Genomic DNA, 22653 nt, shown 5'->3' with positions numbered 1-22653 from the left:
TTTCCGGCGCACGCGCACGCTCTATAGTCCTTAGGGTTCGATCCCGGCTTCGAGCGGCCAGGTGCTGATCGGACTATTCTGTCGACATGATCGAGAAATTCTCCCTCATCCCAACCGGCTTCAGACGAGCGGAATGCCGCGTACACCATATGAATGTTCGCCTTTTTTCGGGCGAACAATCGGGTTTCGCGAACCCGAGCCCCTCTTTCGCTTATGCGATTTTGTGTCGACACTATCGCGAGCCTGCGCCTCCCCGGGAAACGGATTGCGCTGGAGCATGTCCGCAGCGGCGTGTTGTCCTTTTCGTTACCTGGCATTCCAGCTCGAATTGCCGGAATGCGGCCCGATCTGACGCGCATATTGGGCTCCAGCCTCGACGCGCATCTCCGCCGCCCCTGCTTTGCGCTCGGCCTCTATGCCAAGGACGCAGCCTGCCAGATCGGCGCGTCCGAGGAAGCGCTATACGAATGGGAAAAGGGTTCAGAGGCAACGACAGCCTGCAGAAATCGACGGTGCACTGCGAATCCGCAGCCTTATTGGCGGAATTCGATCGGGTTCCGCGTTTCCCTATGGGAATCGATCATTTCCCAGGGAACCGCAAATGCCAAAATATGCGATATTTTTCGGACTCGCAGCTGCATCCTTGTTGCCGGGCTGCGGTTCCCCTTCGGAAGATGCTGCCAGCACATCGCAATCGCAGGCAGAGGCCAAGGCGGTTGAACTCCCCGCCGATTTCCCGTCGGACATCGCGTTGCCGGACGATACGCGGCTGGTGCTCGTCAGCAGACCATTGCCCGGTGACGTATTCATTGAAGGACGCAGCCGGCAGGAGGCAAAGGCCATCGTCGAAGGCTTTGCCACCCGTCTGGCGGATGCCGGCTATGTGCTGACCGACCGCAGCAAGACCGTGGATCCGCTGGAGCTCTATTTCGAGGGCAAGGGCGTCGAAAGCGGAAATATCCGGGTGCGGGACGACGGCACGGAGCGCGACTTCATGCTGACCTATACCGAAGCAGCACGATGACCCTGCCGTTTCGCGTGGCCGGGCCCGCGCTGGCGCTCGCCCTTTCGCTGTCGCTTGCCGGATGTGGAGGCGGGACTGCCGAGCGAACGGACAGGTCCGACGATGATGCCAAGGTGGGCGCGGCAGGCGACTTCTTCGAGATCGAAGATGGCGACAAGAGGCTGCTGGGCAGTGTCAATCTTCCCAGGCCGGACTGGCTGCCCGCGGGGATGCCGTTCCCGGCCGACGCGCACATCGTTCTGGTAACGCATATAAAGCGCGATGCCCAACCGGACCTGTTCATGATCCAGGCGAATTCGTTCGTGAAGCCAGCCCCCTATGCCCAGGCTTTCCTCCTATGGGCAGAGAGCAAGGGGCTCGATCCGGAACGGGATGCAAGATATGGCGACGACCGGCCGGTGGTCGGTTTCAAGGGTGCCGATGGTTCTCCTGCATCGTTGCAGATCACCCCGCAGGAGGGTGGCGTCAGCCGGATCATGATCGCATTCGCCGGACCGCTGTGAAGCGGAGGGTCAGGGTGCTTCAACGATCCTGATATACGTATCCCGGCCATCGTCGGGAAATGGCTCCTCATAAGCGCGTAAGCGTATTTTGCCCCGTGCGCCGCCTGCTCCCGAACAGGAGAGGCCTTGCTCTTCGTCGGCGAGCGCGGCCACATGCCGTTACCGATGTACGGCAACGCGCATTTGTAGAAGGCCACGATCTCGTCCGGCGTGCCCAGCGTCTTGAGAGTCACGTCGACCGCGCCGGACGCGTCCGCGCCTCCGGCGGTCACGATCGCCCCAGAGGGCACGGCAAGACGCAGCGGATAGTCCGGCAATTCCCACAGGGCGATGCCGGCGCAATAGAGCGTGCCCGACGATAGATCGGGCGACGGCACGGGCGCCGTCGTCGCGCAACTAGTAGCGATCAACAGCGCGGTGCAGGAGAGGAAGCCTGGGTCAAAAATCCGCCGACAGGCGAAGCCCCCCGCCCAATTGCCAGCCGTCGCCATAGACCGGGCTCTTCGCGCTTGCCCCGATCCCGACCCGCAACGGTCCGAGTCCCATATCATATCCCATGGTGAATCCCGCGCGAACATCCTTGCGCTCAAGGCTCGATGTCAGGGTGAAAGTCTCCATGCCGGGAATATCGGAGGTGCCGGCGATCGCGACCGGATCACTGTTCAGGTCAGTCTCCAGCGAAACGCCCAGAATCAACCGATTACCCCCGGCGGGCACATCCACGTCGATTCCGCCGCGTCCGATAGTCCGGATCGCTTCGATCCCCGCGAAGTGGGCCGGAAAGTCGCCTGTCGTATTGGCGGTCGCGGTATCCGTGAAGGCGTCGCGATCGCTATTGCGGCGGTCGACGGTCACCCATGGCCGCAGACCGATATTGCCCGGCAGCGTGAAGCCATATCCGGCGCGCAAGCCAAAGCTTTCGCTGGTGAGCCGGGTCCTCCCACGCATTGCCTGCACGTCCGCATACCCCTCTCCACGCACGAGCGAGAGGTCTTCGCGCGCGCGGGAATACCAGATGCGCCCGAACGGTCCCGAACCCGCGGCGCCGTAATCGAGCGACGCCGACCATGCCCGAGCGTCTGACTCGTCGCTCCGATCGCCATTGATCGAGGGATCGGCCCAGACGAAGCTACCGCCGATGCGCAACATTTCGGTGACCGTGAAGCGCGCGGAAAGCCGGATCCCGGCAGCCTGGCGACGACCGATCGATGCTGTGCCCGCGCGCGTCCAGCCAAACCCCTCAAGCCCCAGGCAGAAGCGGCGCGCGGAAGGATCGCAGCCCGGCATGGAGGCGACTTCGGCAAGATGCTGTTGCTCCGCGATCGCCAGTTCGCTTTCCTCTGCAAGACCGCCAAAGGAGGCGAGCAGATTGGCGAAATCCTGCATGGCGGAGCGCCAGATGAAGGCGCGGCTCTGGCCCTGCGCATTGTCGGAAAAACCCACGACGGTCGTGCCATCTTCGCTGACATCGGTTGCTTTTGAGCTATCGCCGCCGAGCGTGCCGAGCGAGACGATCCCGGTCTCTTCGGTCCAGCGGAAAGCCACGGAGTTGTTGCCCGTCTCGCCACGCGCGGAACCCACGATCACGCCGCCATCGCCGCTGACTGCCTCAGCCAGCGTAAAGGCGCCCAGCGGATTGTCTGTCGGCAGATAGCCGACTTCGCGCATGACGCCGTCACGCCAGTAATAGGCCTGGCTCGTGTCCGCGACATCGGGATTATTGGGGTTGGTTTGCCCGATGATCGTGGACCCGTCGCTGCTCATCGCCGTGGCATAGACAGGCCCGCCGCCCAGATCGCCAATGTCCGACATGACGCCGTCCTGCCAGACGAAGACGCGTCTGGCCCCGCCGGACACATATGCGTAGCCGGCTATGACGCTGCCATCATCGCTGATGAGGTTGGCGCTGCCTTGCGACTGGCCGGGCAGCGAGCCCAGGCTCTCCATCGTGCCATTCGACCAGCGAAAGGCCTCGCTGGTCAGGTCTTCAAGGTCGGAGATGCCCACGACGACCGAGCCATCGCCACTGACGCCAAGAGCGGAGGATGCCCTGCCCCCCAAGGTGCCGAGGTCCTGCGCACCTTCCTCGGTCCAGCGCACCGCATGCTGGTCACCGTCGACAAAGGAGAAGCCCACGAGCGTGGACCCGTCGCGATCAAGAGCGGTCACCCCCTCGATATACAGTCCGCCCGGCGCATCCGGCACGTCGATGCGCGTGGCCGTGCCGTCGCGATAGCGGTAGATGCCGCCACCGGGCAGATCCACCGTGGCACGGATCATGACGGTCGATCCGTCGCGGCTCATCAGCGCGCGAGCGCTGGCGGACGTGGTGAGCTGCGCCTCCCTGTAGACAATGCCGGGCAACGTGATGTCGCTCACTATGCCATTTTTCCAGAGCACCATGCGCACGCCGCCATTTTCATCCTCGGCATACCCCAGGACAATCGAGCCGTCGCTGTTGACTTGTGTCGCGATCGAGCGGTCGCCGCCCAGCGTGCCGAGGTCGTATAGCGCATCCTCGGGAACGTCCTGTGCATGAACAGTTAGGGGCGCGAGCGCTGCGCAAACCCCTGCCATCGCCGTGAGACGCAAGCGCGTTGCCAAAGCCCAACGCGTGCCGAAATGGCGCGAGCGGAAATCGCGGTCAGTGGTCAAGACAGTCTCCTCATGCCGGTCGTCGGATGAATCCGACATCCCGAACACGAGAAGTGCAGCGCTATTCCGCCACGCTCTATGCAGAGCGCGCCGAATTCAGCGCAGGAAGCGCGAAAGGGCGGCGCGGCACGGCATGCGGTAGATGTCCGGCACAGGCACGCCATCGGCCTCCATTGTAGCGACTGCATCGCGCAAAAGCGGCAACGCGGCGCGCTTTCCCTGTTCCAGCCGCGCCGTCGCAAGCCGACATTGCGCGGTGGCGATCGCATAATGACCAGCGGGCAACGCATCCTGCAATCCGCCAAGCGCTCGTGCAGCCTCCGCCTCCGCTTCGCGCCAGCGATGCTGGGCGAGCCGCATTTCCGACCGCGTCAGCGCTGGGAACATGCGGTGCGGATGGCCGACCGGCAGGTTACGGGCCAAGGCCCCTTCGGCGATCGCCAGATAGCGATCGGCCTCACCATAGGCGCCCGATCTGACCAATAAGGTTCCCAAATTTTGCGCAACTTCGCCGGTGGAGAGCGCACCCGCGCCTTCCCGATCGAGGCGCAACGCATAAATTGCCCGCAGCTCTCGGACCGCACCCGCAAGGTCGCCGGCAGTTTGCAGGGCCAGGGCAAGATTGTTGCGATGCGAAAGCACGGAGGCTGCATTGGGACCAAAAGCCGCAATGGCGATGTCTCGTGCGCGGCGATGCCAACCGACTGCCGCTTCCGTCTGGCCCCGATGCTGGGCGATGCGCCCAAGGTCGGAGAGCGGCAGCGTGAGACGCGGATGATCCGGGCCATATCGTCTTTCTGCGAGGGCCAGCACCAACTGCACCTGTCGCTCCGCTTCGTCGAACTGGCCCAGCCCATCGAGCGCGCGACCGATGCCCGATCCGGCTTCGATCCGCGCATTGTCGATATCCAGTGCCTCCGCCATCGCGGCGGCGCGGCGGAACAGCGGCAATTGCGCGTGCCAGTCCCCCTCTTTCGACCATGCTGCGAGTAGCAAGGTGTCGAGCGCTGCCTCGTTTACGCCGCTGCGGTCGACAATCGCCAGCGCGCGCATCATGTCCGCGTTGCCAGCGGCAACCGCACCGCGATCAATTGCCAGCCGCGCGCGATAGGCCAGCGCAACCGCATAGTTGCTATCCTGCGTTCCATAGGCCCGGCGCGCGAACCCCTCTGCCTTCGCTGCCAGTTCGACGGCGCGCCCGTCCTGCCCTGCGCGCTCGTGCAATCGGGCCGCCCATCCGCTGAGCCTTGCCAGCAGGGCCGGATCGTCGGCTAGACGCTTGCGGGCGTCGGCAAGCGCCTGATCGACGATCGCAATGCTGGCCGAGGAGACCGGGCCGGTGGCATCAAGCTCCAGCGGATCGGCGCGGCGGAACAGATCGAGCATCGCCTGCCGTCCGCGTTCGGCGCGGTCGGCCGCCCGTTCGGCGACTTGCCGGGCGCGATCGATTTGCATGGCACTGACCGTCGCCGTGACACCCCAACCGGCGAGCGCCACAATCACCAGGGCCGCCAGCATCGAGGCGCTGCGGTTTTGCCGCACGATCCGCCATAGTGCGCGCCGCGCGGTATCGGGCAAGGCCTCGGTCGCCTGCCCCTGCAACAATCGCCGGATATCGGCGGCAAGTGCCGCAGCTGAGCGATAGCGTGCAACGGGATCGGGCGCAGTTGCCCGCGCAATAATCGCAGCCAACTCCGGCCCGACCGTCGCTCCTTCGCAGATCGTTTCCAGTACCTTGCCGAGCTGAAATATGTCGCTCGCGGTGGTCAGGCGCTGGCCTGCAAATTGCTCGGGTGAGGCGCTGGCGGGTGTGAGAGCGGGCGAGGTATCGGTCGCACCATCGTCGCCCAGCAACTGCGCGATGCCAAAGTCGAGAACGCGGATCATGCCGTCCGCCTGAACGATCAGATGGTCCGGCTTGATATCGCCGTGCAGCACGCCGCGCTCATGAGCCGTCTGCAATGCATCGGCGCATTGCGCGATGAGCGCAAGCCGCGCGCCAAGCGGCAGTACCCGTGCGCACACATGGGTGGTTATGGGTTGCCCCTCGACCTGTTCCATCACCAGCCATGGCGATCCGGTTGCGGTTTCGCCGCCGTCGATGATCCGCACCAGCGCCGGATGGTTGAGGCCCGCAAGCATGCGGCGTTCGCGCAGGAACAGCGCCTTTGCCCCGGCGTCGACATGGACGCTGCGCAGGATCTTCAGCGCGGCATCCTGCTCGTATCGCCCGTCGTCGCGGATGACGGCATAGACTTCGGAAAGGCCTCCCGACCCCAGATGTCGCGTCACACGCCACGGGCCATAGCGTCGGCCGATCCGCGGGTCGCCGCCGGGCGTACGAGCGACTTGGGGAACAGCGTCCTCCAGCACACGATCGCGCTGGATCTGCAGCTTCTCGAACAATTCGCGGCTGCGTTGCTCGGCCGCCATCATACGGTGCGTGCGTTCCGCCAGTTCGGGCGCGTCGGCAAAATGCCGGTCGATCCAGTCGGCGCGGGCCTCCTCGGGCAAGTCCAGCACTGCCTCAAACGCGCCGTCAACGCGTTGCCATCCCTCCCTAGCTCCTTGCGATTGCGCGCCCCGCGTCATTGGTACCCGCCTGCCTTTCATTCCCGATGGGCCAATTGCCCGCGCCGCTCCCTTTGTGTCTGATCAACGCGAAATGCCGGCTTGCACCGCCATTGGCGGCTCCGCGCGGCAATTCGCGTTGAAGAAAGGTGACAGGGAAATGTCGCGGAGGAAATAGATGACTATCTCGACGAACAGCCTTGCGCTCGCTGCGGTCGTTGCTTTGGCGCTGCCGCTTGCCGCCGCGCCGGGAACGGCGCAGGCACAAACGCGCGGCGCAGCGATGAGCCGCATTTCGCTAAGCCTCGATGATGCCCGGTCGCTATCCGGTCTGCGCGGTGGACGCTTTCGCGAAGCGCTTGCCCGCCGCTTGCGCGTCCGCGTACAGGCTCCGGCGGAATCGGCGACACCGATCGGAAGGCACGAGACATCCTATGTCCTGTATGCCGTGCGCATCGAAGACGGCCGGGTGGTGAACAGTTTCGCCTCACGCCCTTTTCACGGCAGGAGCGGGAGTGTCGAACTCCCCGGCGACACCTTCCTGCCGGGCGACACGTTTCTCCCCGGCGACACATTTCTCCCCGGCGACACATTCCTGCCTGGCGATACCTTTCTCGGTACGGGGCAATATCCGCCGCAGGATCAACCTGCTGCCGTTCGCCGTCAGGCCCAGCGGATGTTCGCCAACAGACGCGTCGCAACGGGGACGTTCATCGTCGTGCTGCCGGTTGGTGAGGCCGCCACTGCAGAAGCGCTGCGCTTCTGACCCCATGGCGCGGGCGCGCGGCTTTCAATCCGGCTGGAACTGTTCGACCAGATAGGCGCGCGCCCGCGCCCATTGTCGCTCGACGGTTCGCACCGACCGTCCCAGTGCATCGGCCGTTTCCTGGGTGGTAAGCCCACCGAAAAAGCGGCACTCGACAACCGGCTCCAGATCCGGAGCGTGACCGGCGAGCGCTTCCAGCGCCTCTTCCACGGTCAGCACTGCGTCCATCGGCGCGGCATCGGCGACCACGCATGCGTCGATATCGAGATGCATCGCGCCGGCGCCGCGCTTGTCGGTCGCCTTGCGCCGCGCGTGATCGACCAGGATCTGCCGCATCGCCCGTGCCGCCGTTGCGAGATAATGATTGCGATCGTTGAACCGTCGATCCTCGCTGCCCGCCAGCTTCAGCCACGCCTCGTGCACGACCAATGTCGTGTTGAGCGAAGGCGTGGAGGATTGCCGCGACAATTGACGCGAGGCGATCCGACGCAGTGCGTCATAGGTTTCCGCCAGCAACTCCTCGGACAGACCGAGCTGGCCGTCCGCTTCAGGAAGAGAGGTTGGGCCACCGGTCATCGTCGGCCAGTCTATGGCCCGCAGGGCTCCTCTATCAAGAAATAGCTTCTTCATTGGCAGAAGAGACGCGAGAGGGGGAATTTACCTGGCTGTCCCCTCCGCCCGACGCACCAGCATTACACGGCGGTTCTGCGCCCTGCCATCTTCCGTCGCGTTGCTTGCGATCGGCGCGTCACTGCCCATGCCGATCGCCCGCAGCCGCTCTGCGCTTACACCGCGCGCGATAAGGGCCTGTCGCACCGCCTCTGCCCGCTGGAGCGAAAGACGCTGGTTGTTCGCCGTGCTGCCCACATTGTCGGTATGACCGATGACATCGATCACGAGCTCCGGCTGCGACGCCATCAACGATGCCGCGGCATCGAGTTGCGGGTCGGAATTGGGGCGCAACGTATAGCGGCCCGTATCGAAGAATACGCCCTTGAGATTGATCGCCCCGCTGCGATCCAGTTCTGCGGCCATAGCGGCGGGATCGACGCTGACCATGTCGGCGTCCATCTCGTTGGTCTGCAGGATATGGATATTGGTCCGGCCGAATCCGTTGGCCTCGCGATAGACCAGGATCGACACATAGGCAGTGCCATCCCCGTACCGCAGCCGGCCGGTGAAATAACGCACGTCCGTGCCATAGGCGACCATGCCGTTCGCCTCGCGGATATTGAGGATCCAGCTTCTCGCATTCGATACTTCGTAGTCAACTTCAAACCCGCGCGCATCGAGAGCGCTGCGATAATTGCGGATCAGCTCCAGCGTCGAGCGCCCCCGGGGGTTGTCGTAGAGCAGTCGGGTAAGCCCGCCCTCGAGCACCTGGATTTCGGCATGGCGGCTGCGGTCCATGCCGATGACTCGCGAATAGTCGGTATAGTCCTGATAGTCGCGGCTCTTTTCGACGGAACCGGGGTAGATCGAGATCAGCGCACTGGGCCCGCTCGTCAGATCATCTGCGGACGCGGCTCCCGCCCTGTCATCATTCGATGGATCGCCGGTATCCCGCTGATCCTGCCGGGCTCTGCAATCACTCGCTCCGAGCGCGCATCGTGTAACATGGCGTGCTTCCTCCTCCGCCTTGTCGGCAACTTCGGATTCGACGGTCTGCTGTACGCGCCTGGTAATACTGCCGAGCAGGCCCTGCGCCGAGGCTGTGTCCGGCGCGACTCCGATCGCAATGGCAAGCATCAATGCCGCAACCAGCGGCAGGCGGCGGGCGGATGAATGGATGAGCAACCGTGGTCTCCTTCGGCTCTAACCGGCGGCATAGGTCCGCATGCTGAGATCAACGCAGCTTTCGCGCGAAGTCCGCCACTGGCCGAAGGGGAAATTTCTTGTCGCTATGCCAGGGTCCGCGCATCCACGAGCTCCGGCAGATCTGGATGCGCCACAGCATTCGTGTCGAGGGTGATGGCCTGCTGCCGGTTTGGTGGACGCCGAGACAGGCTAGGTCGTACCGGGGCTACGCCGCCTTGTCGGAACGCACTCAAGCCCGTGGCGGCTGGCGGCGATAGCTCAGCGCTTCGGCGATATGGATGCGCCCCACCCCGTCGCTGCCGCCCAGATCGGCGATCGTCCGCGCGACGCGCAGCACGCGGGTATAGCCGCGCGCCGACATCCGCATCGCTTCGGCCGCCTGTGCCAGCAACTGGCTGCCGGCTTCATCGGGCGTCGCGAAGCGTTCGAGTGCGTCACCTTCCAGTTCGGCATTGGTCCGCGCATTGCCCCCGGTCAGCCGCTCGCCCTGCACCGCTCGCGCCGCCGCGACCCGCGCCGCGACTTCCGCCGATCCTTCGGCGGGCGGCGGCAGCACCAGATCGGCCGCCGTCACCGGCTGAACATCGACATGCAGGTCGATCCGGTCGAGCAGCGGCCCGGATACCTTCGCCTGATAATCCGCGGCACATCGCGGCGCCCGCGCGCACGCCAGCGCCGGATCGCCGAGGTGGCCGCAGCGACACGGGTTCATCGCCGCCACCAGCTGCACCCGCGCCGGAAAGCTGACATGCGCATTGGCGCGCGCGACGCTGACCGTCCCGGTTTCGAGCGGCTGGCGCAGCGAATCGAGCACCGCGCGCTGAAATTCGGGCAGTTCGTCGAGGAACAGCACGCCCAGATGCGCCAGGCTGACTTCGCCCGGCCTGACCTTCAGCCCGCCGCCGACCAGTGCCGCCATCGACGCCGAATGATGCGGGCTGCGGAACGGCCGCGTTCGCGTCAGCCGCCCCTCCTCCAGCTTTCCCGCCACCGAAGCCACCATCGAAACTTCCAGCGCCTCGGCCGCGTCGAGCGGCGGCAATATTCCCGGAAGGCACGAAGCGAGCAGCGACTTGCCCGCCCCGGGCGGCCCGCACATCAACAGATTATGTCCGCCCGCCGCCGCGATTTCCAGCGCGCGTTTGGCGGTTTCCTGCCCCTTCACTTGCCTGAGGTCCGGCCCGATTCCGGGCGGTTCGGCCTCTCCCGGCATCGGCGCCGAAAGCAATTGGTTGCCCTTGAAATGGTTGAGCAGCGCGATCAGGTCGGGTGCCGCAACGACTTCGATTGATCCCGCCCATGCCGCTTCGGCGCCCTGTGCGGCGGGACAGACCAGCCCCTTGCCTTGCTCCGAAGCATGGAGCGCGGCGAGCAGCACGCCCGGCGACGGCGCGATCCGCCCGTCCAGCCCCAGTTCGCCAACGACGACATATCCGGCAAGCGTTTCGGCATCGACCACGCCCATCGCGGCGAGCAACCCCATCGCGATCGGCAGGTCGTAATGCGATCCTTCCTTGGGAAGGTCGGCGGGCGACAAATTCACGGTGATTCGCTTGGGCGGCAAGGCCAGCCCGATTGCCGCGACCGCAGCGCGCACGCGCTCGCGGCTTTCGGCCACCGCCTTGTCGGGCAGGCCGACAACGACAAAGGCCGGCACCCCCGGCGCCACCTGTACCTGCACTTCCACCGACCGCGCTTCGAGCCCCAGATAGGCAACGGTCGATACGATCGCGACCAAAATGATCCCCCCTATGCCCCGCGCGCAACCATAACGGCTTTGTCGGATACGGGAATGCCGCAAATCGTCACGCTTTGGCTTGCAGCGAATCGCGCGGACGCCCACATGAGGGCGGAAATGTCCGCGCCCCCGCCCCGCAAACGCCGTCGCCCCGCCCATCCCGTTGTCCGCGTGTCGATGCTTGCGACCGGTACGACGCTGATCGTCGTATCGCCTTTCATCGGCGTAATTCCCGGCCCGGGCGGCGTTCCGGTCTTTGCGCTGGGGCTGGTGATGGTGCTGCGGCATTCGCGCTGGGCGCGGTTTCGCTTCGTGAAAGTCAAACAGCGCTGGCCGAAATTCGGCAATTTCGCCGATCGCGTGCTTCGCCGGCCGAGCGCGCAGCGCCGCCGCAATCGCAAGGCCGAAGCCGAACGCGGCGAAGTCACCGTGACGGTGATCGAACTGGATCCGGTTGCGCGCGGCGGCATTACCGGTCTGACCGACACGGCAATCGGACGCGAGAGCAACACGCGTTGACAGCGGTGCGCGCTTTGCCTATGAGCGCGCCTCACAAGGCCGTCCCTGTGGCGGCCATTTTACGTTCCAGAATCCTGAGGATGAGCGATGAAGCGGACTTTTCAGCCGAGCAATCTGGTGCGGGCGCGCCGGCACGGCTTCCGCGCACGCATGGCGACACCGGGCGGCCGCAAGGTAATCCGCGCCCGCCGCGCGCGCGGTCGCAAGAAGCTGTCGGCGTAACCGCGCCGGGCGCGCGGGCAGGTGTGACGCTTGCCCGCATGACGCGCCGTAGCGAATATCTTGCTGCCAACAACGGACGCCGGGCCCCCATGCCCGGCTTCGTTCTTTTGGTGCGCGATCGCGGCGACGGTGATTCGCAGATGCGGATCGGCATCACGGTTTCCAAAAAGGTCGGCAATGCCGTCACCCGCAACCGCATGAAACGGCGGCTGCGCGAACTGGCGCGCGCGATTCTGCCGCAGGCGGGCCATCCGGGCGCCGACCATGTGCTGATCGGGCGCCATAGCGGCGTCGAACGCGATTTCGGCAAGCTCGATCAGGAATTGCGCAAGGCGCTGACGAAAACCGCGCCCAGGGTGGAACGCGCATGATCGCAAAGCTGCTCATATTGCTGGCGCGCGCCTGGCAAATCGGTCCTTCGGCGATATTGCCGCCGTCGTGCCGCTATCAACCCAGCTGTTCGGCCTATGCAATCGAGGCGCTTCGCCGCTATGGCGCGCTGAAGGGAAGCTGGCTGGCGGCAAAGCGCATCGCGCGCTGCCATCCATGGGGCGGCCACGGTTACGATCCGGTACCGTGACGCGCCCGATACGGGGATAATTGGTGAAAGAAGAGCAGAAGAATCTCATCATTTTCGGCGTGCTTGCCGCGTTCATCCTGTTCGCGTGGACGCCGATCATGCATTATTTCATGCCGCCGGCCACCAATCCCGCCCCCGTGGTGGAACAGGGTGAGATCGTCACGCCCGCACAGGATCAGGCCGATCCGGCCGCCGATACCGCGACTGCGATTCGCGACCGGACGATCGTTCTGGGCGAAACCCCGCGTGTCCGGATCGACACGCCTTCGCTCAGCGGCTCGATCAATCTGAAGGGCGCGCGGATCGATGATCTGGTGCTCAAGGAATATAAGGAAACGGTCGAAAAGGATTCGCCGCCGATCCGCCTGCTGTCGCCTTCGGGGACCGAGGGCGCCTATTTCGCCGGCTTCGGCTGGCGCGGCACGGGGGTTACGGCGCCCGCCGCCGATACGCTGTGGCAGGCAAGCGGCGATCTGCTCGCCCCCGGCAAGCCGGTGACGCTGACCGCCACCAACGGCAGCCAGCGCTATCGCATCGACCTGTCGGTCGATCAGGATTACATGTTCACGGTCCGCCAGACGGTTCAGAACGCCGGCGGCACGCCGATCGCAGTAAAGCCGTTCGGCTATGTCAGCCGCCGCGGCAAATCGACCGATCAGGATCTCTGGGTCGCGCATGTCGGCCCGATCGCGGTGGCCGATGCGGTCGCCGATTATGTCGATTACAAGACGATCGAGAAAGAGCCCTCGACCTATGACACTACCGGCGGCTGGGCGGGCTTTTCCGACCATTATTGGCAAACCGCGCTGGTGCCCGATCAGGGCGTGCCGGTATCGCTGAAACTGCGTTCGGGCGGAAACGATCAATATCAGGCCGATTACGAGGCGCGCGACGCGGTTCAGGTCGCACCCGGAGAGCAGGTCGTCCAGACCTCGCGCTTCTTCGCGGGCGCCAAGGAAACCCGCCTGATCGACAGCTATGAGGAAAACCTCAAGATCGTCGAATTCGACAAGATGATCGACTGGGGCTGGTTCGGCATCGTCGAAAAGCCGATCTTCTATTATCTCGACTGGCTGTTCCGCATGGTCAGCAATTTCGGCGTCGCGATCATCCTGTTGACGATCACGATCCGCCTGCTGCTCTTCCCCATCGCGCACAAGCAGTTCCAGTCGATGGCCAGCATGCGTGCGGTGCAGCCGAAAATGAAGGCGCTGCAGGAACGCTACAAGGAGGACAAGCCCAAGCTTCAGCAGGAAATGATGAAGCTGTACAAGGAGGAGAAGGTGAACCCGCTCGCCGGCTGCCTTCCGATGTTCCTCCAGATCCCGATCATGTTCGCGCTGTACAAGGTGCTGATCCTGACCATCGAAATGCGGCACCAGCCGTTCATCCTGTGGATCCGCGACCTTTCCGCGCCCGATCCGCTGACGCCGATGAACCTGTTCGGCCTGATCGCATGGGATCCCCCGGGCTTCCTGCACATCGGCGTCGTTCCGATCCTGCTGGGCGTATCGATGTTCTTCCAGATCAGGCTCAATCCCGCGCCGATGGACGATATGCAGAAGCAGATTTTCAGCATCATGCCGTGGGTTTTGATGTTCATGATGGCGCCGTTCGCCGTGGGTCTCCAGATCTACTGGATCACGTCGAACCTGCTCACCATCGCGCAGCAGACCTGGCTCTACAGCCGCCATCCGCAGCTCAAGACGAAACCAGCCGGATGACGGCCGAGTTCGACCCCGACGCGATCGAACTGGCGCGCAAGGCATTTGCCGGGCGCGTCGAGTTCCTGAAATCCGCGCCCGAGCTGCGTTTCCTGCCCGATCCGCATGTGCCCGAAGTGGCGTTTGCGGGCCGGTCGAACGTCGGCAAATCCTCGCTGATCAACGCGCTCACCGGGCGCAAGGCGATCGCGCGTGCATCGGTGACGCCAGGACGGACCCAGGAACTCAATTTCTTCGACGTCGGCGACCCCCTCGCCTTTCGTCTGGTCGACATGCCCGGCTATGGCTTTGCCAAGGCGCCCAAGGATGTCGTCAAGAAATGGCGCTTCCTGATCAACGATTTCCTGCGCGGACGCGATGTCCTGAAACGCGCGCTGGTGCTGATCGACAGCCGCCATGGCATCAAGGAAGTCGATCGCGAAATCCTGGAAATGCTCGACAAGGCAGCGGTCAGCTATCGCATCGTGCTGACCAAGGCGGACAAGATAAAGGCAAGCGAGCTGGCCGAAGTGTTCGAACGCACTGCCGCCGAAGCGCGCAAACGTCCCGCCGCACACCCCGACATTCTCGCCACCTCGAGCGAAAAGGGAATGGGCATCCCCGAACTGCGCGCCGCGGTGCTCGAAGCGATCGGCTGACGGCGCGGCACCGGCGCCCGGCCGCCCTTTAGGGCCGGGCCGGGTTGTACTTCGTCAGAAACGCTTCCAGCAGTTCCAGAAATCGCAGCCGGTCTTCATACCGACTAAGATTGTGGTCGGCCTCGGGAAATTCGACATATTCGAAATTCCGGTCGGCCTTTTCCAGCTTCTCCGCCATCTCGCGCGACTGGGCATAGGGAACCCTTCTGTCCCTGCGGCCATGGATCAGCAGGATCGGCGTCGAAAACTGCTCGGCAAAGTTGATCGGCGAGACTTGTTTCAGATCGGGCGCCTGTTCGGACAGCCAGTCGTTGCGCGCCTGCGAATGGAGGAACCGGCGGTTATAGCCGCGCATCGCGTTGAGATCGGACACCCCGGCAAAGGAAACCGCGCAACGATAGCGGTCGCCGTTGCGCTGCGCCGCGCGCATCGCGGCATAGCCGCCATAGGAACCGCCGACGATACAGACGCGCTCCGGATCGGCGATCCCCTGTTCGGCAAGCGCCGTGACTGCGTCGTCGAGATCGTCCTGCATCTTCAGGCCCCACTCGCCGTTCCCCCGCGCTGCAAAGGCAGCGCCGAAACCGGACGAACCGCGATAATTGGGCTGCACGACGACATAGCCGCGATCGGCCAGAAACTGCGCCCACCAGTCCCATTCTTCGCTGTCATGGGCATAGGGGCCGCCATGCGGCATGACGATCAACGGCATCGCCGTTCCCGCACCGCGCGGCGTGGTCAGGATCGCGCTGATCCGCAGCCCGTCGCGTGCGCGATATTGAATGGTGCGCACGGGATGCACGCGACGCAGCCGTATCTGGTCGTTGACATAGGACAGCAGCCGCATCGATTCATCGGCGGTGTCATAGAGGAAATAAGCGCCCGGCGCGCTGGCGTCACCGACATAAACCACCGCGCGGCTCTGATCCGCGCTGAGCGAAGTGATCTGCGTTTGCGAATTGGGAACGCGCGCCGCAATTTTGGCCGCCAGCGCTTCCATTTCGGGCGTGAACCAGTGAATGCCGCCGGCATCTCCGCCCGATCCGACCCCCAGCAAATGCGTGCCGCTGCGGTCGACGAAAAGCCCGCCCAGATCGCTGCCGCTCGCCGAATAGAGTTTTTCGCCGCGTTCGAGCGTGGTCAGATCGAATTTGAACAGCGCGTCGAATCCGTCGCTATCCTCGTCGAACACGATCGCGCTATTGCCGTCGTCGAGGAACATCGCCGGCGCCACCACGCGCCGATCGGCCGTCCGTGCGCGGTCGACGGTTCGAAAGGACTCATGTCCGGGCTCGCGATAATATAGCTTGTTGAACCGGCCATCTTCGGAATAGCCGACGCCCATCCGGATAAAACCGCTGGCATCGGCATACCAGTCCATCACGCCCGCCCGGCCGTTCTGCACGGCGCGGCGGCGACCGGTGGCGACATCGATTTCGTCGATCCTCGGCCAGAAGCCCCTGTCGCTTACGAACACCGAAGTCTGATAGCTCAACAGGATGCGCGGCGAACCATCCCGCGCAACCCAGATGACATCATCGGCATCCTGTGCGGCGTCGCGCGGGGAAAGGGTTTTGAGCTCGCTTCCATCGGCGCGCACGCTGGCGACACGGGAGATGTACCATTCGCCGCCGTCCACCTTTCGCGTCGTACCGAATCCGACAACCAGCCATTCGTTGTTGACCCAGCGCCACCAGTTGACGTCCATCTCGCCGATGCCGACGAACGCAGTCTGTGCCGTATCCACTTTGGTGATCGTGAAGAATTGTTCGCCGCCATTCGCCACCAATCCGGCGACCAGCGAACCATCGGGCGACAGCTGCGGCTTTTCGATCTGCGGAATCTGGGCAAAGGCTTCGGCAGACCAGAGATTCGTCGCCTGCGGGCCTGACGGCGCCACGGGCCGAACGGCGGGCTGCGGATCGGGTGGCACATCCTGTGCCAGAGCAGAGGATCCGAGGAACGACGACAATAATAGTGCAATCGAAGATGCAACAACCCTGTAGTTCCGCAGCACAAATCCCCCCTTTGTTGCCTTGTCAAAATGATACCGCAAGAAATCGGCGAGGCAATGCGCAAAGCCTGAGAACCGCTCGCAATTGAAACCATCCCCGCGGCCCGCGCGTCCCCGTTCGGTCAGGCGGAGAATCTCATGCACATCACGCTTCAGGTAAATGGCGAGCAGCACATGCTCGACATCGACCCGCGCACCTCGATCCTCGATGCGTTGCGCAATCACATCGGCCTTACCGGGACCAAGAAGGGCTGCGACCATGGCCAGTGCGGTGCCTGCACCGTGCTGGTGAACGGCCGCCGCATCAACAGCTGCCTCACCCTGGCGGTGATGCACGACGAAGACGCAATCACCACGATCGAGGGACTGGGCGAACCCGACCACCTGTCCCCCCTGCAGGCGGCGTTCGTCCGGCATGACGGCTTTCAATGCGGCTATTGCACTTCGGGTCAGATCTGCTCCGCAACTGCGATGCTCGACGAGCTTCAGCAAGGCTGGCCCAGCCATGTCTCGGCCGATCTCGAAGCCGCGCCCGACCCGACCGACGCCGAAATTTCCGAACGGATGAGCGGCAATCTCTGCCGTTGCGCCGCCTATCCCAACATCGTCGATGCGATCCGCGAAGTTGCGGGAGGCGGCAAGTGAGGCCATTCGACTATCGCCGCCCCGCCTCCGCTGCCGAGGCCGCAGCCGACGGCGCCGAAACCGGCACGGCGTTCATCGCCGGCGGCACCAATTTGCTCGACCTGATGAAACTCGAAGTGATGGCGCCGGCCAGGCTGGTCGATATCAGCCGTCTCGACATGGGTGAGATTGAGCAGACCGAGGATGGCGGGCTGCGCATCGGTGCACTCGTTCCCAACAGCGATCTCGCCGCCGATCCGCGCATTCGCCGCGATTACGCTGTGCTCTCGCGCGCGCTGCTTGCCGGTGCCAGCGGCCAGTTGCGCAACAAGGCGACGACCGGCGGAAACCTGCTCCAGCGCACGCGCTGCTATTATTTCTACGACACTGCGATGCCGTGCAACAAACGCCAGCCGGGCAGCGGTTGCGCCGCAATCGGCGGCTTCAATCGCATCCACGCGGTTCTGGGCGCGAGCGACCATTGTATCGCCACGCACCCCAGCGACATGGCAGTGGCGATGCGCGCGCTCGATGCCCGTATCGAAACGCTCGCGCCCGACGGCAGCAGCCGCGAAATTCCGATCGCCGATTTCTATCGCCTGCCGGGGCAAACCCCGCATCTCGAAACGATGCTGACGCCCGGCGAACTGATCCGCGCGGTCCGCCTGCCCCCGCCGCGCGGCGGACGGCATGTCTATCGCAAGGTCCGCGACCGTGCCTCCTATGCCTTTGCGCTGGTCAGCGTCGCAGCGATGATCCGGATCGAAGACGGCGTGATCGCCGATGCCGCGCTGGCCTTTGGCGGCCTCGCGCCGCTCCCCTGGCGCGACACACGGATCGAAGCGATGCTGATCGGCGAAGCGCCGGCACGCGAGCTTTTCGCGCTGGCGAGCGAGTTGCTGGTCGATGCGGCGCAGGGTCGGGGAAGCAATGATTTCAAGATACCGCTCGCCCGCCGCACGCTTGCGGCGGTGCTGGGCGAGGCGTGCGAGCTGGAGATTGCAGCATGAGCAGCGAATTCGTCATGGATGCGCCCGATCCGCGCAACTTGCTCGACCACATGGCGCAGGATCTGACCGGCGCCCCGCTGGACCGTCCCGAAGGACCGCTGAAAGTCAGCGGTCGCGCCACTTATGCCCACGAATACAGGCTGGGAAACTGCGCCTATGGCGTGCTCGTCCGCGCGACGATTGCGAAAGGAACGCTGACCGCGCTGGGTGACGAGGCGGTGCGCGGCCTGCCCGGCATTCTCGGCGTGTTTTCCGACGACCGGTTCCTGCGCAACCCGGCTCAGGGCACTGCCGACAAGGCCCCGGTGCAGGGCGCGCAAACCATTGCCTATCTCGGCCAGCCGGTCGCGCTGGTGGTGGCGGATAGCTTTGAACAGGCGCGCCACGCCGCCCAGTCGCTGGCGTTGCGCTATGCGCCCGATGCCGACGGCGTCTTCGACCCCGAATCGGATGCGGCGAATATCGAACGGCCCGATGCCAAGCAGCGCGATCAGGGCGATTTCGATCGGGCCTTTGCCGATGCCCATGCCACCGTCGATTCCACCTACACCACGCCCGCTCAGAACAGCGCGGCGATGGAACCGCATGCCTCGGTCGCCGCATGGGACGGCGACAGGCTGACATTGTGGGGCGGTTATCAGATGCTCAAATATAACCGCAACGAACTGGCGGATTCGCTCGGCATCGATGCGGAAAATGTACGTATCCTCGCGCCCTATGTCGGCGGCGGCTTCGGGTCGAAGCTGGGCATTTCGCCCGAAGCGGTGGCGGCCGCGATCGCCGCGCGCGAGATCGGCCGACCGGTAAAGGTCGCGATGAGCCGCCAGCAGGTATTCGAAGCGACGATGCGGCGATCCGAAACGCGTCAGCGGGTGCGGCTCGCCGCCGATGCGCAGGGTCGCCTCACCGGCATCGCGCATGAATATCGCGTCTCCAACCTGCCGGATGAGAGCTTTTCCGAACCGGTGGGTCAGGCCACCCATTTCCTTTATGGCGGCGAAAACCGGCGCATCGTGCACGAAATCGCACGCGTGAACCGCACCTGCGCCGGATCGATGCGCGCGCCGGGCGAAGCGGTCGGCATGCTCGCGCTCGAAAATGCGATGGACGAGCTGGCCGAGCAACTGGGCATCGACCCGATCGAACTGCGCAAACGCAACCTGCCCGAACGCCATCCCGAACAGGATATTCCCTATAGCTCGCGGATGCTCGCCCAATGCCTCGATGAAGGCGCGCGCCGCTTCGGATGGGACAAGCGCAGCACCAAGCCCGGCACGACCCGCGACGGCGAATGGCTGATCGGCATGGGCGTTTCCAGCGCGGCACGGAAGAACATCACCTCGCAGGCGGAGGCGCGAGTCACGCTGACGACGGACGGTGACGCCGTCGTCGAAACCGACATGACCGATATCGGCACCGGCACCTATGCCGTGCTCGGCCAGATTGCGGGCGACATGCTGGGCCTGCCGCGCGATCGGGTGCGGGTCATGCTCGGCGATACCGACTTGCCGCCCGGCCCGGGATCAGGCGGCAGCTGGGGCGCTTCGTCGAGCGGCTCTGCCGTGCTGGAGGCATGCGCTGTGCTGCGGCGTCAGCTGGCCGACCGGCTCGGCTTGGTGGCGGACGGACTGGTGCTGCGTGACGGCGACATCATTCTCGACAATCGCCGCATTCCCCTGCGCGACGCGATGGGCGCGGGGCCGCTGGAGGCGGTCGGCATCTTCAAACCCGGCAAGACCAGCCAGGACTATGCCCAGGCCGCCTATGGCGCCTTCTTCGCCGAAGTCGGCGTCAGCAGCATCACCGGCGAAGTCCGCGTGCGCCGCATGCTCGGCACCTTCGCGGCCGGACGCATCCTCAACGCAAAGACTGCGCGTTCGCAATGTATCGGCGGGATGACGTTCGGCATCGGCGCCGCGCTGACCGAAGAACTGGTCCATGATCTGCGCGACGGCCATATCGTCAATCACGATCTGGCCGAATATCATCTGCCGGTGAATCTCGATGTCCCCCAGATCGAAGTGCATTTCCTTGAGGAACGCGACGATCAGGCCTGCCCGCTTCAGTCCAAGGGGATCGGGGAACTGGGCATTTCGGGTGCTGGCGCCGCAATCACCAATGCGATCGCCCATGCCACCGGCGCGCGTATCCGCACCTATCCGGCAACGCTGGACAAGCTGCTCGCGGTGATGGAATGACGGCGGCGAAAAACAACAGAGAGGATATCGCATGACGCTTCCGGCGAACGCACTGGAACTCCATTCGCTGGTTGAGGGCGACAGGCTCACCTTGTCGCTGGAGCAGGTGCCGATCGAAGCGCCCACCGGCGACCAGCTTGTCGTTGCGATGGAAGCCGCGCCGATCAATCCCTCCGATCTCGGGCTGTTGCTCGGCCCCGCCGATGTTTCGACGCTGGAGGCCGGCGGCACGCCGGACCGCCCGGTGCTGCGCTTCACCATCCCCGACGCTGCTGTCGCCAGCGTGGCGGCGCGCAGCGGCGAATCGATGCCCGTCGGCGTCGAAGGCGCAGGCACGGTGATCGCGGCGGGGCCCGATGCGCAGCAATTGCTGGGGCGGACCGTCGCGCTGTTCGGCGGATCGACCTATGCCACCCACCGCGTCGTCCGCGCGTCCGAAGCGCTGCCGCTGCCCGAAGGCACGCCCGCACGGGCCGGTGCCGCCGCTTTCGTCAATCCGCTGACCGCGCTGTCGATGGTCGAAACCATGCGGATGGAAGGGCATAAGGCGATCATCCACACCGCCGCCGCATCGAATCTGGGCCAGATGCTCGCGCGTATCTGCCGCGACGATGGCGTGCCGCTGGTCGCGGTCGTGCGCAGCGACGAACAGGCGGCGATCCTGCGCGATCTGGGCGTCCGTTACATCGCCGACAGCTCGAAGGAGGATTTCCGCGAAACGCTGGCCGATGCCTGTGCGGCGACCGATGCGACGCTCGCCTTCGATGCCGTGGGCGGCAAGCTGACCGGCGAACTCGTGCTGGCGATGGAAACCGCCCAGACGCGCGGCCAGCCCTATAGCCGCTATGGTTCGGCGCGGCACAAACAGGTCTATGTCTATGGCCTGCTCGACCGTGCACCGGTCAGCATCCCGCGCTCGGTGGGACTGGCATGGGGCGTCAACGGCTATCTCCTGCCCCATTTCTTCGCCAAGGCCGGGCCCGAAGCCAACAAGCGTATTCGCGAGCGCGTCGCGACGGAGCTGACAACCACCTTTGCCAGCAATTTCACGCAGGAGATCAGCCTTGCCCAGGCGCTCGATCCCGATACGCTGCGCGCCTATGCGCGGATGGCAACGGGGGAGAAATATCTGATCGTCCCACAGCGCTGACCGGTTCGGCGGTTGCCGTGCACTGCCGGGGCGGTTAGCTCTCGATCATGCTCAAGCTCATTATCGGCAATCGCGCCTATTCGTCCTGGTCGCTGCGCGGCTGGCTCGCCTGCAAACAATCGGGCCTGCCGTTCGAGGAAGTGGTCGTCCCGCTCTATGACGGCAATTGGGACAAGCGACGCGAAGGCGACGAATTCGCGCCGTCTTCTGGCAAGGTGCCGATATTGTGGGACGGCGACATCGTCGTCTGGGACAGTCTGGCGATCGTCGAATATCTGAACGAAGCATCGGGCGGCGACAAATTCTGGCCGGCCGATCCGGCGGCGCGCGCCATGGCGCGGTCGATGGCGGCGGAAATGCATTCGAGCTATCAGGCGCTCCGCCGCAAGCACAGCATGAACATTCGCAGAGTCTATCCGCCCAGCCAGCCCGACACCGACGTGCTGCAGGATCTGGGCCGGATCATGGAGCTGTGGGCACAGGCACGCGCACGATTCGGCAAGGACGGCGATTTCCTGTTCGGCGAATTCGGCGCAGTCGACATCATGTTCGCGCCGGTGGTGACGCGGATCGTTACTTATTCGCTCCCCATCCCGCGCTTTGCCCCCGCCTATATGCATGCCGTGCTCCAGCACCCCTTCATGCAGGACTGGATCGCCAAGGCGCAGGAAGAGGATTGGGTGATCGAACAGTTCGAAACCGCCGCGCAATAAGGGAGGCTCGGCATGGACGGATCGAAACTCGCCATCGGCATCGGGGTTGGCGTCGCGCTGGGCGTGGCCATGGACAATATCGCGGTCGGTATCGCGCTGGGCGTCGCGATCGGCGCGGCAATGGCGAATGCGAATCGCGGCAAGGACAAGCCCGAGACCGGGCGCAACCGCGACGACGCCTGAACG

At 64.6% G+C, this 22653-nt stretch carries 21 protein-coding genes; 15 read left to right on the top strand and 6 right to left on the bottom strand.

All coding sequences use genetic code 11. From position 1 onward, the window contains the following. The first annotated feature begins 601 nt into the window (after positions 1 to 601). Together DKB74_RS00435 and DKB74_RS00430 are read left to right on the top strand one after the other, a co-directional pair. A complete protein-coding gene (locus DKB74_RS00435; RefSeq protein WP_109806164.1) occupies positions 602 to 1024 on the top strand; it encodes a hypothetical protein in 423 nt (140 codons plus the stop codon). Continuing rightward, the gene (locus DKB74_RS00430) at positions 1021 to 1527 is read left to right on the top strand and encodes a hypothetical protein (RefSeq protein WP_109806163.1); all 507 of its coding nucleotides are present in this window, start codon (positions 1021 to 1023) and stop codon (positions 1525 to 1527) included. The genes DKB74_RS00435 and DKB74_RS00430 overlap by 4 nt, the downstream gene beginning before the upstream one ends. 438 nt (positions 1528 to 1965) lie before the next feature. On the opposite strand, the gene DKB74_RS00425 is transcribed toward DKB74_RS00430, so the two are convergent. Continuing rightward, the gene (locus DKB74_RS00425) at positions 1966 to 4182 is read right to left on the bottom strand and encodes a hypothetical protein (RefSeq protein ID WP_161956747.1); all 2217 of its coding nucleotides are present in this window, start codon (positions 4180 to 4182) and stop codon (positions 1966 to 1968) included. A gap of 96 nt (positions 4183 to 4278) precedes the next feature. After that, positions 4279 to 6774 carry a serine/threonine-protein kinase gene (locus tag DKB74_RS00420; protein WP_161956746.1) on the bottom strand — a complete coding sequence of 832 codons (2496 nt, stop codon included), beginning with the start codon at positions 6772 to 6774 and terminating at the stop codon, positions 4279 to 4281. Between the two features lie 157 nt (positions 6775 to 6931). Between DKB74_RS00420 and DKB74_RS00415 the strand changes: the two genes are divergently transcribed. Further along, positions 6932 to 7519, top strand: coding sequence for a hypothetical protein (locus DKB74_RS00415; RefSeq protein ID WP_109806160.1), 588 nt, complete (start codon positions 6932 to 6934; stop codon positions 7517 to 7519). 24 nt (positions 7520 to 7543) lie between these two features. On the opposite strand, the gene DKB74_RS00410 is transcribed toward DKB74_RS00415, so the two are convergent. From DKB74_RS00410 to DKB74_RS00400, 3 genes are all read right to left on the bottom strand, one after another. Continuing rightward, entirely contained in the window at positions 7544 to 8095 is a 552-nt protein-coding gene (locus DKB74_RS00410) for an ECF-type sigma factor (RefSeq protein ID WP_161956745.1), read from the bottom strand. Between the two features lie 81 nt (positions 8096 to 8176). After that, complete coding sequence (locus DKB74_RS00405) at positions 8177 to 9268, bottom strand: OmpA family protein (RefSeq protein ID WP_145960867.1); 1092 nt, start codon at positions 9266 to 9268, stop codon at positions 8177 to 8179. A 298-nt stretch (positions 9269 to 9566) separates the two neighbouring features. Further along, positions 9567 to 11075, bottom strand: coding sequence for a YifB family Mg chelatase-like AAA ATPase (locus DKB74_RS00400; RefSeq protein WP_109806157.1), 1509 nt, complete (start codon positions 11073 to 11075; stop codon positions 9567 to 9569). 117 nt (positions 11076 to 11192) lie between these two features. On the opposite strand from DKB74_RS00400, the gene DKB74_RS00395 reads away from it, so the two are divergent. From DKB74_RS00395 to yihA, 6 genes are all read left to right on the top strand, one after another. Next, positions 11193 to 11594, top strand: a complete 402-nt coding sequence (locus tag DKB74_RS00395; RefSeq protein ID WP_193504330.1) for a hypothetical protein — start codon at positions 11193 to 11195, stop codon at positions 11592 to 11594. An 87-nt stretch (positions 11595 to 11681) separates the two neighbouring features. Further along, entirely contained in the window at positions 11682 to 11816 is a 135-nt protein-coding gene (gene rpmH, locus DKB74_RS00390; protein ID WP_109806156.1) for a 50S ribosomal protein L34, read from the top strand. A gap of 38 nt (positions 11817 to 11854) precedes the next feature. Then, positions 11855 to 12187, top strand: coding sequence for a ribonuclease P protein component (gene rnpA, locus DKB74_RS00385; protein WP_109806155.1), 333 nt, complete (start codon positions 11855 to 11857; stop codon positions 12185 to 12187). Continuing rightward, positions 12184 to 12396: a membrane protein insertion efficiency factor YidD gene (yidD, locus tag DKB74_RS00380; RefSeq protein WP_109806154.1), complete on the top strand. Its 213-nt coding sequence runs from the start codon at positions 12184 to 12186 to the stop codon at positions 12394 to 12396. Before rnpA ends, yidD begins: the two co-directional genes overlap by 4 nt. A 23-nt stretch (positions 12397 to 12419) precedes the next feature. Next, positions 12420 to 14120 (top strand): membrane protein insertase YidC, encoded by a 1701-nt coding sequence (gene yidC / locus DKB74_RS00375; RefSeq protein WP_109806153.1) that lies wholly within the window; start codon positions 12420 to 12422, stop codon positions 14118 to 14120. Continuing rightward, complete coding sequence (gene yihA / locus DKB74_RS00370; RefSeq protein ID WP_109806152.1) at positions 14117 to 14758, top strand: ribosome biogenesis GTP-binding protein YihA/YsxC; 642 nt, start codon at positions 14117 to 14119, stop codon at positions 14756 to 14758. Before yidC ends, yihA begins: the two co-directional genes overlap by 4 nt. A gap of 28 nt (positions 14759 to 14786) precedes the next feature. On the opposite strand, the gene DKB74_RS00365 is transcribed toward yihA, so the two are convergent. Continuing rightward, the gene (locus DKB74_RS00365) at positions 14787 to 16691 is read right to left on the bottom strand and encodes an alpha/beta hydrolase family protein (RefSeq protein ID WP_239987313.1); all 1905 of its coding nucleotides are present in this window, start codon (positions 16689 to 16691) and stop codon (positions 14787 to 14789) included. Between the two features lie 219 nt (positions 16692 to 16910). Between DKB74_RS00365 and DKB74_RS00360 the strand changes: the two genes are divergently transcribed. From DKB74_RS00360 to DKB74_RS18850, 6 genes are read left to right on the top strand one after another with little or no spacing between them, the layout of a single operon-like run. Beyond that, positions 16911 to 17417, top strand: coding sequence for a 2Fe-2S iron-sulfur cluster-binding protein (locus DKB74_RS00360; protein WP_109806150.1), 507 nt, complete (start codon positions 16911 to 16913; stop codon positions 17415 to 17417). Further along, the gene (locus DKB74_RS00355) at positions 17414 to 18406 is read left to right on the top strand and encodes an FAD binding domain-containing protein (protein WP_193504328.1); all 993 of its coding nucleotides are present in this window, start codon (positions 17414 to 17416) and stop codon (positions 18404 to 18406) included. Before DKB74_RS00360 ends, DKB74_RS00355 begins: the two co-directional genes overlap by 4 nt. Then, the gene (locus DKB74_RS00350) at positions 18403 to 20604 is read left to right on the top strand and encodes a xanthine dehydrogenase family protein molybdopterin-binding subunit (RefSeq protein WP_109806148.1); all 2202 of its coding nucleotides are present in this window, start codon (positions 18403 to 18405) and stop codon (positions 20602 to 20604) included. Before DKB74_RS00355 ends, DKB74_RS00350 begins: the two co-directional genes overlap by 4 nt. Before the next feature lie 31 nt (positions 20605 to 20635). Next, on the top strand, positions 20636 to 21754 hold the full coding sequence (locus DKB74_RS00345) for an MDR/zinc-dependent alcohol dehydrogenase-like family protein (protein ID WP_109806147.1): 1119 nt from the start codon (positions 20636 to 20638) through the stop codon (positions 21752 to 21754). Positions 21755 to 21801: 47 nt separating this feature from the next. After that, the gene (locus tag DKB74_RS00340; protein ID WP_109806146.1) at positions 21802 to 22467 is read left to right on the top strand and encodes a glutathione S-transferase family protein; all 666 of its coding nucleotides are present in this window, start codon (positions 21802 to 21804) and stop codon (positions 22465 to 22467) included. Between the two features lie 12 nt (positions 22468 to 22479). Then, the gene (locus DKB74_RS18850) at positions 22480 to 22650 is read left to right on the top strand and encodes a glycine zipper domain-containing protein (RefSeq protein ID WP_164497895.1); all 171 of its coding nucleotides are present in this window, start codon (positions 22480 to 22482) and stop codon (positions 22648 to 22650) included. Positions 22651 to 22653: the final 3 nt, after the last annotated feature.

This window comes from Stakelama portus (genome assembly GCF_003171655.1).
Lineage (GTDB): Bacteria > Pseudomonadota > Alphaproteobacteria > Sphingomonadales > Sphingomonadaceae > Sphingomonas > Sphingomonas portus.
Note: the sequence above shows the minus strand (reverse complement) of the source record. Positions and strands in the feature narration are given on the sequence as shown.